Origin of the sequence: Rhodococcus sp. IEGM 1318 (genome assembly GCF_033142465.1) — a bacterium.
In the GTDB taxonomy this organism is placed as follows: domain Bacteria; phylum Actinomycetota; class Actinomycetes; order Mycobacteriales; family Mycobacteriaceae; genus Rhodococcus_F; species Rhodococcus_F qingshengii_B.
In genome coordinates this window covers 67855-84026 of the sequence record NZ_JAWLSC010000016.1, presented here as the reverse complement: position 1 = coordinate 84026, position 16172 = coordinate 67855, and the positions used below count along the sequence as shown (strand labels likewise).

Here is a 16172-nt window from a genome sequence, read left to right as displayed (position 1 = left end):
CTGTGGCCGAGATCGTGCTGGACAAGGTGACCAAGCTGTACCCGGACGGAGCCAAGGCGGTCAGTGATGTTGACATCACTATCGCCGACGGAGAATTCATCATTCTTGTGGGCCCGTCCGGTTGTGGAAAATCCACGACCCTCAACATGATTGCCGGGCTGGAAGACATTTCGACCGGTGAGCTGAGGATTGCTGGTGAGCGTGTCAACGAACGCGCCCCCAAGGACCGCGACATCGCGATGGTGTTCCAGTCGTATGCGCTGTATCCGCATATGACGGTGCGCCAGAACATCGCGTTTCCGTTGACATTGGCGAAGATGTCCAAGGACGAGATCAACGCCAAGGTCGACGACGCGGCGCGGGTGCTCGACCTCACCCAGCATCTCGATCGCAAACCGGCGAACCTGTCAGGTGGTCAGCGTCAGCGTGTCGCGATGGGACGCGCCATCGTGCGCAGCCCCAAGGCGTTTCTCATGGACGAGCCGCTATCGAACCTGGACGCCAAACTGCGCGTGCAGATGAGGACGGAGATCGCCCGTCTGCAGCAGCGGCTCGGTACGACAACGATTTACGTGACCCATGACCAGACCGAGGCGATGACACTCGGCGATCGGGTGGTCGTGCTGCGCGGCGGAATCGTGCAACAGATCGGTGCGCCGCAGGAGCTTTACGATCGTCCGAACAATCTGTTCGTGGCGGGATTCATCGGGTCCCCGTCCATGAACTTCTTCCCCGGACAGTTGACAGCCGACGGAGTCAGCACGCCGATCGGCGATGTTCGCCTGCCCGCGGCGGCGCAGTCGAAGATCTCGGGCAGCGGCTCGGGTAAGGACGTGGTGGTCGGAATCAGGCCGGAGCATTTCGAGGACGTGGCGCTGGTCGATGCAGCGCAGAAGCCGCACGGCGGGACCTTCACCGTCGACGTCGACGTGTTGGAGTCGATGGGTTCGGACAAGTACGCGTATTTCCTTGCCGGTGGTCCTGCCGTCAATTCTCGTGAACTAGAGGAACTCGCCGCAGATTCGGGAACGGCCGTCGCTGGTGGCGGCCAACTGGTCGCCAGGCTCTCGTCCGAGTCCGCGGTGGCTCAGGGCAGGTCGATCGATCTGTGGTTCGATCCCGCCAAGATCGCAGTGTTCGACGGCGGTACGGGAGCCAATCTGCTGCTGTGAATCTCTATCCGGGCCAGGTGACCGAATACGTCGCGACCCAAGGGAGCGGTACTTGTTCGGGGCCGGGTGCGACGTCGGCCGGCTCGGGCAGGGGGATCAAACGGCCGAATTGCTCGTGATGGGTGGAGGCCGGGGCGGCTTGTGCTGTCCCGGCCACCACGGCGATCGGTGCAGCTGCCAGGGCGCCGGCGAGGGCAAATCGAGTGGCGATGCGGCGCTTGCTTGCTCGGGTCGAGATCATGAGCACTCCTGCGTGGTGTCGAGGTTCGGTGAATGCTGTGCCATTCACGGTATTGCGGGTTGATTGTGAAATCTCGTGTGCGAAGCTCATTCACAGGGAACTGGGATGGGCGGCACAGGAGGACAGATGAACGGATCCTCGGTACGAACCGAGCACCTGCCCGGCAGCCCGGACCTCGAACGGATATTGCGCGAACACGCCTACCGCGGTGCGTACCTGCAGCTGACGGTGCGCGGCGCTCTGGTGCTGTTCATCGCCCTGACACTGATCTTCGTCCCGCCGATGAACGACGCGGGATGGTGTTTCGCGATTCTGGGCGCGTATGCCCTCTGGTCGGCAGCCGTGGCGCTGTGGATCCGCAAGGGGGGCACCGGCCCGGTGACGATGATCTGGCTCGGCTTGTTCGTCGACCTCGCCGTGCTCGCAACTCTGACATTGCTGACCGGTCTCGCCGCCGAGCAGAGTTGGACCGCCGACATCTTGAGCAACGGACTCTTCGTCATTCCGGTCCTGGCGTGTACACAACTGCGGACCGATGTATGTGTCGGCGTTGTTGCCTGCACGATCGGTGTATTTTTTGCTTCCAGTTGGGCAACGATGACTTCGAACTCCGAGCCGTGGCCATCGATTCTGTTGAGCACCATGGCCTTGGTCGGAGTGGGAGCCGGCGCCGTCGGATTGACTCGGATTCAGAGATCACGAGTGCTGACCATCGGACAACTCGTCGGGCATCGCACGAGCCTTCTGGCCGAGCTCATGGGGCTCGAACAGCGTGAGCGCACAGAACTGTCCGAGCAACTGCACGACGGGGCGCTCCAGTACGTACTCGCGGCGCGGATGGATCTCGACGAATTGGCAGACAGCGCGGAGCCTGTCGCCTTGGCGCGAGCCGCGAAAGCGCTCGGTGAAGCGACAGCGCTGCTGAGATCTTCCGTCTCGGAGTTGCATCCCACTGTCCTAGTTCACGTGGGCCTTGCCAGCGCAATCGGGGACCTCGCCCGATCGGCGCAGGGACGCGGCGGAGTGGTGGTCGACGTCGACACTTCGGGCTGGAACGATGATCTGCGCACGTCCGCGGACGACGTCCTGTTCGGCGCCGCCCGAGAACTGTTGGGCAACGTCGTCAAACATGCCGGCGCGCACAATGTTCGGATCGAGCTCGCACGACTGGATTACCGTGCGGTGCTGGTGGTCTCGGACGACGGCAGGGGGATCAGCGCCGATCGGATTGCCGAACGGCGGGCGGCCGGCCACATAGGGTTGCTCTCGCACGAACTGCGGGTTGTTGCCGCGGGTGGCTCGTTCTCGGTCGGACCGGGTGAAGAGTCCGGAACCCTCGCGCGAGTCGAGATACCGTTCCAGATCGCCCCTGCCCCTGCCCCTGCCCCTGCCCCTGCCCCTGCCACTGACCACGATCGCTGAGGAGTTGTCGATGACGCTGATCACCGATCGTGAGCTCAACCTTGCGACTCTGGCGAGGCAGTTCCTGCTTCGGCGGGCCGAGGTCAGCGCGTTGGATGCCATCGAGCACTTGGCAGGACTCCAGGCCCAGGCGCCGAATCCGCCCTACCTGGCGCTGTGGGCGCGGCTGAAGAACTTCGCGGCAGAAGACCTCTCCACTCTTGTCGAGAAGCGCCAGGTGGTGCGGCTGGTTGCCATGCGGGGCACGGTCTTTGCTCTCTCGGCCGCCGATGCGGGTCCCTTCCGGGCCACGGTTCAGACGATCATGGAACGCGATCTCCACACCAACAGCACTCAGCGTGCGGCGCTCACCGGGTTGGATCTCGACGCGCTGGCGCAGGCGGGACGCGAATTGGTAGCGGACGGGCCGCTCACGCAGATGCAGCTGAGACCGATACTGGCAGAGCGCTTTCCCGGCCACGCGGCCGAGGGTCTGGCGCACGGCGTTCGAGGACTTCTGCCGATGGTCCAGGTCCCACCGCGAGGTCTGTGGGGACGATCCGGAGCACCGGCACTGACGACCTTGGAGAATTGGCTGGGCACAGAAGTGAGTTCAACTCCAGATCCCGACGCGATGGTGCTGCGCTATCTGGCTGCGTTCGGGCCCGCGAGTGTGAAAGATGCGCAAGCGTGGTCAGGGCTTACGAGACTCGCCGAGGTCTTCGAGAGGCTACGTCCCGGCTTGATCACCTTTGTCAACGAGAATGGGACCGAGGTATTCGATCTACCGGACGCGCCACGACCGACCTCCGGAACACCGCCGGTCAGAATCCTTGCTCCGTTCGACAACATCCTGCTCTCGCACGCCGACCGCTCGCGAATCATGGACGAGCAGTACCGAACTCGTGTCTTCACCATCAACGGCATCATCAAGCCCGCCATCCTGGTGCGCGGAAAGGTGGTGGGATTCGCGACGGTGACGCCGGCCAAGGAGACGGTCGAGTTGAGCGCGACTCTGTTTGCGCAGCAACCGAAGACCGCGCTCGCGTCCATCGAGAAAGAAGCGCGTTCGTTGCTGAAGTTCATGCACCCGAAGATCCCGACCCGAGAGATGCGGTTCGCTGTAGCTACGTAGCGGGCTTGTGCTTTCGTGGTGCCCGATCGCGTAGTTCGGCTACGATCTCGTCATTCCACATGTGACGCCGCACCAGTCGGTACCGCTCCCGGGCGATCCACAAGTATGCTTCGGCGTCGGTGTGCTCGGGCAACATGTCGGCGCCCCGCAGCATTCGCACGACGGGGAGAAACTCCTCACCGAACCAGCGGCGGGCCACGGTGTCTCGCCCGAGGAACTCGCCCTTCTCCTGCATGAGGCGAAAACCCCAGGCCTCCACACACTCACTGAGTTCGGCGTACTCCCACGGGTCGGTGACCTGGACGGCTTCGCGTTGTGAACCCTGTAGCGGAACGCGGGTGAGGAAGAGTCGGCGATGGTCCTTGATGAGCAGATCGGCGCGCTGAGTGATGCCTTCCGGTGAGATACGCGTGATGATTTCGGTGACGTACGCGTCGATGGTTTTCTGGTGCATCGCACACGCAATGGACACTCGGTGGTGTCCGTCGATCACGAAGTGCATGGAGCCGACGCGATACAACTGGACAGGTGGCACCGATTCGCCGCGTCGTTGCGCCACCGCAAGTCGCTCCCAACGAGCACGCGAGTGAGTGGACGTCGGACGGAAGTACCTGTCGAAATCACCTGTGCGGTCGACACTTCCGACTATCGATTCGATGGTGACGACCTGCAGGCCCAGAGACTTCTCGCCGACCTTACCGAGAGCTGCGACAACTTCGTCGAACGGCAGGATCGCGTTGACGTCGTTCGGTTCGCGTCGTAGCCAACTGACCAGACGTGCAACGTCGGCACGTCGACGCTGACGAGCGAAGTCGTTTTCCGCGTCGGCTGTGGGAAATCCGGTGTCACGAGCCATGTCGGCGCCTCACGATCGTCGGCGGTTTACCTGGGGAAATTTCCATCAGCGTGAAGCCGACGGTATTGAGCACGATAGTCCGGCCTACCTCCAGATCGAGAGGTGTTCGCCCGTGCGGGTGGATGTGTCCGTGGATCATGACTGTCGGATCGAGGGTGCGGATCAAGCGGGTGAAGCATTCGAACCCACGATGTGGCCGATCCTCGGCGTCGCCGACACCGCGGGCGGGGCTGTGTGTGAGCAGCACATCGACGCCCGCCCGACCGCCGGGAAGCCGCGATTGCCAGGCGTTTCGCCAGGTGAGTGAGCGGACGCGTCGGCTCTGCTGGCGCTCGGACCACTGATTGGGACCCGAGTTGTATCGGATGGAACCGCCGAGGCCGGCGATCCGCAGACCGGAGACGGTCACGATGCGTCCGTCGGCGTTGACCGCCCCGGTCGGCCCTGGCCACTGCGCCGGCATCCCGGCCCGCATCCAACCCGATCTCTTGTTCGAATATCCGGAAAGATCGGCGTCGTGGTTCCCAGGAACGAACACGCAGGGCGCATTCAGTTGATCCGACAGGTACTCCAGATACGCAAACGGCAGATCGCCGGCGCCGACGATCACGTCGACTCCGAGTGAACGAACCTGACTGCTCCACAGGAATTCGACGGTCTCGTCGCTGACAGCGAGAACGGAGACCATTTCGACGACGCTACCGCCACCGCGAGGTATCTGCGCTGCGAACCTCGCGGGCACGGTGTTTAGATGGACGAGTGTCAGACAGCGTCGTATCTTCCGTCCGGGCCCATCTCGTCAGCAGTATCGAGGGGCCGGACCCCACCGCGGCCTCGGTGACGTTCCTCGGTGTCGAACCGCTGGACGTGCTGCGTTTCGAGTCGCCCGACGGCCTGGTTCGCTACGCCACGCTGGGGTGCTCACGTCATCCGATGGGTGACCCCAACGAACTGGTCGCAGACCCCACACGCGGTCCTCGCGCCGAGTTGGTGCTCACCCTGCGCGGTGGCACGGGTGTTGCGTCAGGTGTGGCCAGGACGCTCGCGGTGCTGGCTGCGGCGCCGTCCGTCGAAGGGGTCGTGCTGCTCGAAGACGCACTGTTGGACCTGGGTGAGCCGCTGTGGAAGGACACTGCGTTCACGGCGGTGCTTCTCGGTGACAGCGGGATCGCCGATCTGACGCTGCCGGAGCCGTTCGATCCGGTGCGCTTCCTCGGTGTGGTCCCCCTGACCGGTACCGAAGCCGCCTGGGTGCGCCTGCGCGGCGCGGAGGCACTGAGGGAAGCGTGGACCGAGGCGGGGATCGACATCCGCGATCCGCACCGTTCCGCCGCCTCGCTCTAAGGTTCCGGCTGCCCCTGTGGTTCCGGCTGCTCTGGCGCTTTGTCCGTCAGATCATTCGGCGTGCACGAGTATGTCTGCCAGGTTCTCGAGACTTACCCGAACCGTCCGTGAAAATGCTTTCGTGACGATCGGGTCGGCCATCTTGCCGAATACGCCTCCTAGTCCGCTTTCGCTGTCGAGTCGGTAGGTGACCCGAGTGCCGTCACCGACTTCTTCGCAGGTCATGGTCTGCGAGAAGCTGACCGGACTCTCGACGGACGTCGATTTCGACGATCTCGGTGGGTCGTACTCGGTGAATTCGGATGTCCACTCGAGACGCTTGCCCAAGATTCTCGAGACGCCGTGCCAGCGGCTTCCAACGCCCATCGGGCCCTCGGTGATCTGTGTGCATTCGACCATCGAGTTTTCCCACTTGGGCCAGTTCTCGGCGACGGCGATGTACTCCCAGACGTCCTTGGGTGGCAACGCGATCTCTACGGATTGCTCGACTGTAGGCATGGTTGTCCCTCCACTTCTCCTTGGATCTGAATTTGCTTGTCGCAAAATGGATTTCGGGAACGGAATGAAAATGCGTACCCATATCCATTGTCCGCCTGCGACGGTGGCAAGTACAGGGAGTCAGAAGGAGTTGTTCACAGCCAGTTGTTGCGACGGAAGAGAAAGAACAAGCCGACGCACACCGAGGCGATGAGAAACAGAATGGACTGATAGCCGTATTTGTATCCGAGTTCCGGCATGTTCTCGAAGTTCATCCCGTAGATACCTGCGACGCCGGTCGGCACGGCGGCGATGGCGACCCACGCGGAGATCTTGCGCATGTCGGTGTTCTGTTGCACCGCGATCTTCGCGAGTGCTGCATCGACCAGAGAACTCAACACCTCGTCGTATTCCGAGATGCGTTCGGACACGATCGTGTGGTGATCTCGGACGTCACGAAAGTACCGGCGGATCTCCTTCGGGACGAGGCCGCCCGCGGGTTGGGTGAGTTGGAGCAGTGGCAATCCGAGTGGAGTGACCGAGCGTCGTAGTTCCACGATTTCACGTTTGAGCAGGTAGATATGCTCGACGGCAACGGTGTTTCGCGGATTGAATACCAGCTCTTCCATGCTGTCGACGTCCTGTTCGACCAGCTGAATGACGGAGAGATAGGTGTCGACGACGTGGTCGGTAATCGCGTGCAACACCGCGAACGGGCCCATGGTGAGGCGCTCGGGGTTCTGCTCGAGTGACTTGCGCACGCTCGCCAGCTCGGAGTGATCCCCGTGGCGGACGGTCACCACGAAGTCAGGACCGACAAACACCATGATCTCACCGGTTTCGACGATCTCGCTCGCCGTCGCCACCGACTCGTGCGGTACGTAGACAACCGTGCGCAGCACCAGGAACATGACGTCGTCGTAGCGTTCGAGTTTCGGACGCTCGTGTGCATGGACGGCATCTTCGACCATCAGCTCGTGCAGTCCGAAAGTTGCTGCGACGTCTTGCATCTGACCTTCGTCGGGTGCATGCATTCCTACCCACACGAAGGCGTTGTCGCGACTACGAACCTCGGCCAACGCGGCGCGATGCGTGTACTTGCCCGGCAAACGCACGCCGTCCACGTAGACCGCGCAGTCGACGATCGCGCGTGCAGCAGGAACGGGGATCTTGGGCGCATCAGCTTGCGTCGATTTGCCGTTCGACCAATTCGGCAGTGACGGCATGGTTGGCACGCTCGCTCCTTCGCGGTCTGTATTGCAGTGGAACCAGTGATGCAGTGGAACGGCACTGCAGCGAGACTTTATCGAATTGCGCTGCCGCTGCGGCGTAATCGTACGTCAGCTTCCGGCTCGCCCACCGGAGCGCGATGAAGTTGCCGATTGCTGACACACTGGAACAGTGCGAATAGACCTTCACACCCACTCCAACGCATCGGACGGCACCGATACCCCGGCTGCCCTCATGCGTGCCGCAGCCGACGCCGGACTCGACGTAGTCGCCATCACCGATCACGACACGACTTCAGGCTGGGCCGAGGCCGCGCATGCCTTACCAGCCGGCGTCGCCCTGGTTCGTGGGATGGAGATGTCGTGCGAAGGTCGAGGTGAGCGCGGTTGGCCCGTGGCTGTTCATCTGCTGGCGTATCTGTTCGATCCGACGCACCCCGAATTCGCCAAAGAACGTGAGCGACTGCGCGCCGAACGCGTCGAACGCATCCGGGTGATGACGACGATGATGGCGCGCGACGGATTGCCCGTCGATCCCGATCAGATCCTCGCCGACGCCGGTCCGTCTGTCGGACGCCCGCACGTCGCAGCGGCCCTGATGCGAGCTGGCGTGGTGTCGAGTATCAGCGAAGCCTTCTCCGACCTGTTGTCCAGTCGCGGGCGATACGACGTGCCCAAGTACGACACTCCGCTCGAGTACGCCGTCGAGCTGGTGGCAGCGGCCGGGGGAGTGACCGTCCTTGCGCACGGACGGGCGCGTTCGCGCGGCGGGCTGCTTGCACTCGACCACATCCGTGATCTGGCGGCGCTGGGTCTCGGGGGTCTCGAAGTCGATCACCCGGACCATCGCAGCGACGATCGCGACGTCTTGCGGCGCCTGGCCGGCGACCTCGGACTGGCAGTCACCGGATCCTCGGACTACCACGGCGAGAACAAGACGATCGGACTCGGAGACGAGCTCACGGACGAGGCCGAGTTCGACAAACTCGTCTCTGCCGCCACCGGCGTGGAGGTATTGGGGCGCTGATGCTCGACACGACGCTTTACCTCACCGTGTTCATCACGCTGTTCGTGATCATGGATCCACCCGGAGTCATCCCGGTGTTCTTGTCACTGGTCGGCCGCAAGAGCCGTGAAGATCGCAATCGGGCGGCATGGCAGGCCCCGGCCGTCTCGCTTGCGGTCATCTCGGTCTTTGCCATCGGCGGTCAGGCGATTCTCAACTACCTCCACATCGGCATACCAGCGTTGCAGGGCGCAGGCGGTCTGCTGCTGCTTCTCATCGCACTCGAACTGCTGACCGGCAAGGCCTCCAACCGGCCGCAGGGAGCCGACGACGTCAACGTCGCGCTCGTTCCCCTGGGGACGCCGATGATGGCCGGTCCCGGCGCGATTGCGGCCGTCATCGTCTTTGTCGCCCAAGCCGACGGTGAATCGGGGTCGTACCTGGCGATCGCGTTGGCGATTTTGTCCATCCACCTCGTGCTGTTCGTGGTCCTGCGGTTCTCGACGGCACTGATCCGGATACTGGGCGAGGGCGGCATCAGCCTGCTGGCACGCATCGCGGGTCTTCTGCTCGCCGCTATCGCGGTTCAACTCATTGCGGAATCAGTCCGCGGATTCGTCGCGGGAGCGTAAGAGATGACATACGACGACCGGCACGACCGGAACGACAGGTACGAGGACGAATACCAGTATCAGGATTATCAGGACTATCAGTACGAAGACGACTACGGCCAGTATCCCGCCGACAATCGTCAATGGCTACTGGTCCGCGCTCTACGTGCCCTGAGCGGCACCGTGGCGGCCGGGATCGTGGTCTTGACACTCGTGATCATCGGTTCGGCATATCTGGGCGGAAACCGCGGATTCCCGGGGCCGGGAACGACATCGATCACTGCGCACATTGCGGCCTCGGTGGTTGCTCTCGCCGCGCAGATCTGGTGTGACCGCAGGCGGGGTATCGCGGCGGTTGCCGGATCGGTGGTCGTGCTCGTGGTGGCGGGGCTGTTGTTGGTGACGCAGTGGTGGGGATGACACGGCGGGGATGACTGGGTGGGGATGACTGGGTGGGGATGACGGCTGGGTTTCGAGTGTGGTGAGGAATCCGACCGCTTGGAGGATTTGATTGTGATCCGACTCTGGTGGCAAACTGGAGTTACTTCGAGGCGGCGCCACAGCCCGGCCCCGAAGTGCAGGTTTCGTCAGAATTTCTCCCGGAACCTAGATTGCATGGATACGCCAGGGCTCACCCGCCCCACACCATGACGCTTCGGATGTATTGCGGCCCACTTTCTCGCGCACGCCGAATGCTCTTCTTCTCAGTAGTCGTTCGCGGAAGAAATGATCTCTGACCGTTGTGAACGTAAATTTTGCACCGGTCCGGAGGATTACTTCCCAGTAACCCAGCCCCGAATGAGGCTGGACTAATCAGGAGTGTCATCGTGTCCCTCGTGACTGAAGCCATCAACGTACCCAAGGTCGAGCTGACCGACGAAGAAATCTTTGCCGCTCACGTCGGTGGCAAGCTCTCGGTCGAGACCACCGCGCCGCTCGATACGCAGCGCGCCCTCTCGATCGCCTACACGCCGGGTGTTGCTCAGGTGAGCCGCGCCATCGCTGCAGACGAAACCCTCGCCGACCGATACACCTGGACCAACCGACTCGTTGTCGTGGTCAGTGACGGCACCGCGGTTCTCGGACTCGGCGACATCGGCCCGCGCGCCTCGCTGCCCGTCATGGAGGGCAAGTCGGCACTGTTCAAGAACTTCGCCGGACTGAACTCCATTCCGCTGGTTCTCGACACCAAGGATCCCGACGAGATCGTCGAGACGCTCATCCGTCTGCGTCCGAGCTTCGGCGCGGTCAACCTCGAGGACATCTCGGCGCCGCGTTGCTTCGAGATCGAGAAGCGCGTCATCGAAGCTCTCGACTGCCCTGTCATGCACGACGATCAGCACGGAACCGCGATCGTGGTCCTGGCGGCACTCAAGGGCGCAGTGAAGGTCCAGAGCCGCGACATCACCGCACTCAAGGTCGTCATCTCCGGCGCCGGTGCTGCTGGTGTTGCCTGCGCGAACATCCTGCTCGCTGCGGGAATCGCCGACGTCATCGTGCTGGACTCGAAGGGCATCATCTCGGGTGAGCGCAGCGACCTCAACGAGGTGAAGGCAGAACTCGCGGCCCGCACCAATCCGCGCGACCTGCACGGTGGTGCCATCGAGGCACTCGAAGGTGCGGACGTCTTCCTCGGTGTCTCGGCGGGCAAGATCCCCGAGGAGCTCATCGCTTCGATGGCTCCCGAGTCGATCGTGTTCGCACTCTCCAATCCGGACCCGGAGATTCACCCCGAAACCGCGTCGAAGTACGCGGCGATCGTGGCTACGGGTCGCAGTGATTTCCCGAACCAGATCAACAATGTTCTCGCCTTCCCTGGGGTGTTCAAGGGCGCGCTCGACGCCGGCGCCCGTCGCATCACCGAAGGCATGAAGCTCGCTGCCGCCGAGGCAATCCTGTCGGTGGTCGGCGACGAGTTGGCAGCGGACAAAATCGTCCCCAGCCCACTCGACCCTCGCGTGGCACCCGCAGTAGCGGAAGCCGTCGCGGCCGCAGCGCATGCTGAGGGCGTGACCAGCTAAGAGGGACTACGAAAGCCCCGGTCGGAACCCGCACACAAGGTTCCGATCGGGGCTTTTTCGTGGGTACCGAGCTACAGACGAGCGAGGTCGGGTGTTCGGCGCAGCCTGCCGGTACCGGGAACGGAAGCCCAGACCACCAGTGCCAGTAAACCGTCGACGACAAGAGCCACAACCGCGACCAGGATTGCGCCGACGACCACGCGGTCGTACTTGTAGAGCGCGAGACCGTCGAAGATGTACCGGCCGAGGCCGCCGAGGTTGACGTAGGCGGCAACGGTCGCTGTGGCTATCACCTGCAGCGTCGCGTTACGCAGTCCGCCGAGAATCAGCGGGAGTGCATTGGGAATCTCGACGCGGAAGAGTACCTGGAGTTCGGTCATACCCATCGCTCGCGCGGCCTCGACGACGCCACGGTCGACGCTGGCGATTCCGGCGTAGGTGCCGGCGAGGAGCGGAGGAATGCCGAGGATCACCAGCGCGAGAATCGGCGGCATGACTCCGAGTCCCATGAGCAGAACGAGGAAGGTCAGCAGGCCGAGTGTGGGCAGTGACCGCAGCGCGTTGACCAGACTGACGACCACGATCTCACCGCGGCGCAGATGGCCGATGAGCAATCCGACAGGCACCGCGATCACGGCCGAAAGTGCCACGGCCAGAACGCTGTACCACAGGTGCTGGAGAATGCGGGTGCCGATTCCGGTGTCGCCACTCCAGTTGTCGGGATCGACGATGAAGTCCCAGGCTCCGGTGAAGATGCTCATACGGGTTCCCCCTCGGCTGACAGGACGGCAGGAACCTTCGACGAGCTCGACGTCCTGGTCCACGGGGTCAGGAATCGGCCGATCAGATACAGGATCAGATCGAGTGCGAGCGCCAGCACGACGATCGCGATGATGCCGGCAACGATCTGATCCGGGTAGTCACGGTCGTAGCCCTGTTTGAACAGAACTCCCAGCCCACCGATTCCGATCAGTGATCCGACCGAAACCAGCGAAATATTGGTAACGGCAATAACTCTGATGTTCGCGATCATCACCGGCAGCGCCAACGGCAACTCGACAGTCAGGGCGCGTCGTAGTGGCGTGAACCCGACGGCGGTAGAGGCGTCGATGACGTTGTCCGGCACCGAGTCGAGTGCTTCGGGTACAGCTCGGATGAGCAGTGCCGTCGCGTACACGCTGAGTGCGATCACGACGTTGAGCGGATCAAGGGTCTTGAGACCGAACAACTGGGGGATCGTGACGAACAGCGCGAGCGACGGAATCGTGAACGCGATGCTCGCCAGGGTCAACGTGATTCGGCGCAGCCACCGGACGTTGCGGATCGCTGTTCCTACCGGCACGGCAATCAGGAGGCCGATCAGCAAGGGCAACAGCGCCAGATACAGATGGGTCTTCGAGTAGTCCACAACCGTCGAGAAATTGTCGATGAGCCAGCGCATGCCGCTACGCCCCGAATCCCTCGGTGAAGGCGACTCGGTTGCGTTCCTCGTCCTCGCGTCGACGCTGATCTGCCAATTTCGCAACGACTTCGGAACCGAGGATCCCGCCGACGACCGAACCCTCGCCGTCGACGGCAACGCCGATACCGGAAGGCGACGAGATTGCCGCGTCGAGTGCTTGGCGGAGATCGCCGCCGGGGGAGAACAGCGAACCACCGGCCGACGTCGACTGAGCAAGGGTGCGTCCCGAGCGCAGGCCTTCGACGCCGGTCACGTCGATCCATCCCTGGGGGCTTCCACTGTCCGTGACCACGAGAACCCATTCGCCCAATTCGAGACGCAGAGCCTTCAATTCGTTCTCGACGGCCGTACGGACCGGGTGAAGAGGAACCTCGTCGGCAGCGCGGAACGACAATCCCCGATAGCCGCGATCGCGTCCGACAAATCCGGCGACAAAATCCGTTGCCGGAGCGGCCAACACGTCGCGAGGCGCCGCCACCTGCTGAAGACGCCCACCGGGACCGAAGACGGCAATGTGATCACCGAGTTTGACTGCTTCGTCGATGTCGTGGGTGACGAAGACGATCGTCTTCTTCAGTTCGCTTTGCAGACGGAGCATTTCGGTCTGCAAATCCTCACGCACCACGGGATCGACGGCGCTGAAGGGCTCGTCCATCAACAGGATCGGCGGATCGGCTGCCAAAGCACGGGCAACTCCCACACGTTGCTGCTGGCCACCCGAGAGTTGCCCGGGATAGCGAGTGGCAAGTGAGATGTCCAGACCGACTCGTTCGAGCACACTCAACGCGGCTTTCCGTGCGGCGCGGCGGGACTCGCCGCGCAGCACCGGAACCGTTGCGACGTTGTCGATCACGGTGCGGTGCGGAAGCAGGCCGGCATTCTGGATGACGTACCCGATACCGAGACGGAGTTTCACCGCGTCGGTCTGGGCGATGTCCCGGCCATCGACGAAGATCTTGCCCGACGTCGGTGTGATCATCCGGTTGATCATGCGCATCGACGTCGTCTTACCGCACCCGGACGGCCCCACGAACACCGTGAACGACTCGGCCTCGATGGTGAGATCGAGACGGTCGACGGCGGTAGTGCCGTCCGGATACTGCTTGGTGACACCCTCGAAGGTGATCACGTGACTACGAGACCGGCTTGTCGAGGCCCTGCGCCGTCACCCACGCCTTGGCCGCCGCTGCCGGCTCCGTCTTGGTGTCGCCGGACACCTGGACGTTGAGTGCCAACAATTCTTCGGTGGTGAGCTTGGCGGACACCGCATCGAGGACCGACTTCAACTTGTCGGAAGACTTCGACGCACGCAGTACCGGCACCACGTTCTGGGCCGGGAAATTGTTCTTCGGGTCTTCGAGAACCACGAAGTTGTTTGCCGGGATGGAGGCCGACGTCGTGAAGATGTTTGCTGCGGTGATGTCGCCGGACGAGAGCGCCTTCACGGTTGCCGGTCCACCGCCGTCGGCGATCGGGACGAAGTTGGCAGACGAGATGTCGAGACCGTAGTTGGACTTCAAACCGGGCAATCCGGCTGGGCGTTCCTGGAACTCGGCCGGAGCACCGAACTTGACCTCGGCGGAGTGCGGAGCCAGATCCGCGATCGTCTTCAGATTCCACTTGTCCGCGGTTTCCTTGGTGACGACGACGGCGTCCTTGTCCTCGGCGGACGCGGGCGTCGCAATCGCCAATTCCGACCCGAGGGCTGCGGGAAGGGCAGCGAGGACGTCAGCGGAGCTGGTGGCTGTGCTGTCGGGATCCAAGTACTGCAGGAGGTTTCCCGTGTAATCCGGAATGACGCTGATGGACCCGTCCTCGAGCGCCGGAATGTACGCCTCACGGCTGCCGACGTTGAACGACGTGGAGACATCGAACCCGTTGACACGCAGTGCTTCGGCGTAGATGTTGGCGATCGTCTCGGATTCGGTGAAGTTGGCGGAGCCGACGACGACCGCGTTGGGATCGCTGTTGGAGTCACCGTCACTGCTACCGCACGCTGTGAGCGCAGTGAGCGAGACGACAGTTGCCGCGGCTACGAGCCAACGGTTGGAACGAAAGCGTGAGGTGCGCATGAGCGTCCTTCCGGTTTTTCGGGCGTCCCGTGTTTCGGGCGTCGGTAACCATCCCTTGTGGAGAAGCCACCCAAGTGGCTTCGACGGCGCCGCCACCGAGTGGCTGCGTCAAGACTGGTTACCGCGCATCGCCCGACAAGTGTAACGATAGGTACCGACATGGCACGGTTTTCGATCCATGGGATTGGATGTGAGGATTTCGGTGAAGAGCACACGCACGAAGTATTCGACTGTTGTTGCAGCACTGATGGTCCTGCAGATTCTCAGCGGATGCGCAAACGGTGATTCGGTGGTAGAGAGCGCCGAAGTGGAGTCTCGCGACCAGATCGTGGTGGCCGCGGACGCATCGGTGGAGAGTTCGGTGTTGGCCGAGGTGTATTCGACGGTGCTCTCCTCCTCCGGTCTGTCGGCTCGCGTCGAATCGGTGGGTGGTGGCAGAAACCAATCACTAGAGGCCCTGGACGCAGCCCGAGTCACGTTGGTACCCGAGTTCACCGGCGCGCTGCTCGATCACTACGACCCGTCATCCCCGGCCCGCAAGGCCGACGACGTCTTCGAAGCCTTGAGTCGCTCTCTGCCGGAGGGTCTTTCGGTGTCCGACTATGCGATGGCCGAAGACCGTGCGGTCGTTGCACTCGACACCGCATTCGCACAGTCGTTGGGAGCGAAGACGATAGAAGCCTTTGCCCCTTCGTGTGCCGCGGCGACGTCGCTCGTCTCTGTGAGATTCGTCGAGGACGGGGCGGTAGAACAGTTGGCCGAGGGCGCCGAGTGTGTCTTCGCCGGTGTCGAACAGGCAACACCGGCGGACGTACCCGGTGCACAGGTATTCGGAACCACGACGCTGTCAGCGCTGGCGCAGTCCGATGCCGTCACAGTGCTCGCTGATTCGAATCACGTTCTGGCTGCGCAGAACGTCGTTCCACTCTTCCGAACGGGCGCACTGGGAGATTCGGCTGTCAAGGCGCTCAGCGTCGTTGCCGGTGAACTGTCCACCACCGACCTCGCTGCGATGATCGATCAGGTCCGGACCGGCAAGGCGTCAGCCTCGGAAGTCGCCCGCACCTGGTGGGACACCCGTCAGTGACATAGACGGAGTGGGACACCCGTCAGTGACATAGACGGAGTGGGACACCCGTCAGTGA

The 16172-nt window shown here is 62.8% G+C and carries 18 protein-coding genes; 9 read left to right on the top strand and 9 right to left on the bottom strand.

What is annotated here, in order from left to right; translation table 11 throughout:
• Positions 1-2: 2 nt before the first annotated feature.
• Complete coding sequence (locus R4P65_RS28785) at positions 3-1172, top strand: sn-glycerol-3-phosphate ABC transporter ATP-binding protein UgpC (RefSeq protein WP_317829039.1); 1170 nt, start codon at positions 3-5, stop codon at positions 1170-1172.
• Between the two features lie 4 nt (positions 1173-1176).
• On the opposite strand, the gene R4P65_RS28780 is transcribed toward R4P65_RS28785, so the two are convergent.
• Positions 1177-1413, bottom strand: a complete 237-nt coding sequence (locus R4P65_RS28780; protein ID WP_317829038.1) for a hypothetical protein — start codon at positions 1411-1413, stop codon at positions 1177-1179.
• Between the two features lie 126 nt (positions 1414-1539).
• Here R4P65_RS28780 and R4P65_RS28775 point away from each other — a divergent pair, with 126 nt between their 5' ends.
• Together R4P65_RS28775 and R4P65_RS28770 are read left to right on the top strand one after the other, a co-directional pair.
• A complete protein-coding gene (locus R4P65_RS28775; RefSeq protein ID WP_317829037.1) occupies positions 1540-2835 on the top strand; it encodes a sensor histidine kinase in 1296 nt (431 codons plus the stop codon).
• Between the two features lie 10 nt (positions 2836-2845).
• A complete protein-coding gene (locus R4P65_RS28770; protein ID WP_317829036.1) occupies positions 2846-3949 on the top strand; it encodes a winged helix DNA-binding domain-containing protein in 1104 nt (367 codons plus the stop codon).
• Here the strand turns inward: R4P65_RS28770 and R4P65_RS28765 are convergent.
• Positions 3942-4805 carry a chromosome partitioning protein ParB gene (locus R4P65_RS28765; RefSeq protein ID WP_317829035.1) on the bottom strand — a complete coding sequence of 288 codons (864 nt, stop codon included), beginning with the start codon at positions 4803-4805 and terminating at the stop codon, positions 3942-3944. The genes R4P65_RS28770 and R4P65_RS28765 overlap by 8 nt on opposite strands.
• Positions 4795-5493, bottom strand: coding sequence for a metallophosphoesterase (locus tag R4P65_RS28760; protein WP_317829052.1), 699 nt, complete (start codon positions 5491-5493; stop codon positions 4795-4797). Before R4P65_RS28760 ends, R4P65_RS28765 begins: the two co-directional genes overlap by 11 nt.
• 71 nt (positions 5494-5564) lie before the next feature.
• Here R4P65_RS28760 and R4P65_RS28755 point away from each other — a divergent pair, with 71 nt between their 5' ends.
• The gene (locus R4P65_RS28755; RefSeq protein ID WP_230817409.1) at positions 5565-6149 is read left to right on the top strand and encodes a suppressor of fused domain protein; all 585 of its coding nucleotides are present in this window, start codon (positions 5565-5567) and stop codon (positions 6147-6149) included.
• A gap of 51 nt (positions 6150-6200) precedes the next feature.
• Here the strand turns inward: R4P65_RS28755 and R4P65_RS28750 are convergent, their stop codons facing one another.
• Complete coding sequence (locus R4P65_RS28750; protein WP_317829034.1) at positions 6201-6647, bottom strand: SRPBCC family protein; 447 nt, start codon at positions 6645-6647, stop codon at positions 6201-6203.
• A 134-nt stretch (positions 6648-6781) separates the two neighbouring features.
• Complete coding sequence (locus R4P65_RS28745) at positions 6782-7852, bottom strand: magnesium and cobalt transport protein CorA (RefSeq protein ID WP_317829051.1); 1071 nt, start codon at positions 7850-7852, stop codon at positions 6782-6784.
• A 175-nt stretch (positions 7853-8027) separates the two neighbouring features.
• Here R4P65_RS28745 and R4P65_RS28740 point away from each other — a divergent pair, with 175 nt between their 5' ends.
• From R4P65_RS28740 to R4P65_RS28725, 4 genes are all read left to right on the top strand, one after another.
• Positions 8028-8882: a PHP domain-containing protein gene (locus R4P65_RS28740; protein WP_230817411.1), complete on the top strand. Its 855-nt coding sequence runs from the start codon at positions 8028-8030 to the stop codon at positions 8880-8882.
• Entirely contained in the window at positions 8879-9493 is a 615-nt protein-coding gene (locus tag R4P65_RS28735) for a MarC family protein (RefSeq protein ID WP_374228148.1), read from the top strand. Before R4P65_RS28740 ends, R4P65_RS28735 begins: the two co-directional genes overlap by 4 nt.
• A 3-nt stretch (positions 9494-9496) precedes the next feature.
• On the top strand, positions 9497-9892 hold the full coding sequence (locus tag R4P65_RS28730) for a hypothetical protein (protein WP_317829033.1): 396 nt from the start codon (positions 9497-9499) through the stop codon (positions 9890-9892).
• Between the two features lie 407 nt (positions 9893-10299).
• The gene (locus R4P65_RS28725) at positions 10300-11493 is read left to right on the top strand and encodes an NADP-dependent malic enzyme (protein WP_230817414.1); all 1194 of its coding nucleotides are present in this window, start codon (positions 10300-10302) and stop codon (positions 11491-11493) included.
• A 71-nt stretch (positions 11494-11564) separates the two neighbouring features.
• Here the strand turns inward: R4P65_RS28725 and R4P65_RS28720 are convergent, their stop codons facing one another.
• Genes R4P65_RS28720 through R4P65_RS28705 form a run of 4 tightly spaced genes read right to left on the bottom strand, consistent with a single transcriptional unit; the run spans position 11565 to position 15027 of the window.
• Entirely contained in the window at positions 11565-12254 is a 690-nt protein-coding gene (locus tag R4P65_RS28720) for an ABC transporter permease (RefSeq protein WP_230817415.1), read from the bottom strand.
• Positions 12251-12934 carry an ABC transporter permease gene (locus R4P65_RS28715; RefSeq protein WP_230817416.1) on the bottom strand — a complete coding sequence of 228 codons (684 nt, stop codon included), beginning with the start codon at positions 12932-12934 and terminating at the stop codon, positions 12251-12253. The genes R4P65_RS28720 and R4P65_RS28715 overlap by 4 nt, the downstream gene beginning before the upstream one ends.
• A 4-nt stretch (positions 12935-12938) precedes the next feature.
• On the bottom strand, positions 12939-14084 hold the full coding sequence (locus R4P65_RS28710; protein ID WP_317829032.1) for an ABC transporter ATP-binding protein: 1146 nt from the start codon (positions 14082-14084) through the stop codon (positions 12939-12941).
• A gap of 4 nt (positions 14085-14088) precedes the next feature.
• Positions 14089-15027, bottom strand: coding sequence for an ABC transporter substrate-binding protein (locus R4P65_RS28705; RefSeq protein WP_317829031.1), 939 nt, complete (start codon positions 15025-15027; stop codon positions 14089-14091).
• Positions 15028-15229: 202 nt separating this feature from the next.
• Here R4P65_RS28705 and R4P65_RS28700 point away from each other — a divergent pair, with 202 nt between their 5' ends.
• A complete protein-coding gene (locus R4P65_RS28700; protein WP_317829030.1) occupies positions 15230-16114 on the top strand; it encodes an ABC transporter substrate-binding protein in 885 nt (294 codons plus the stop codon).
• Positions 16115-16172 lie beyond the last annotated feature (58 nt).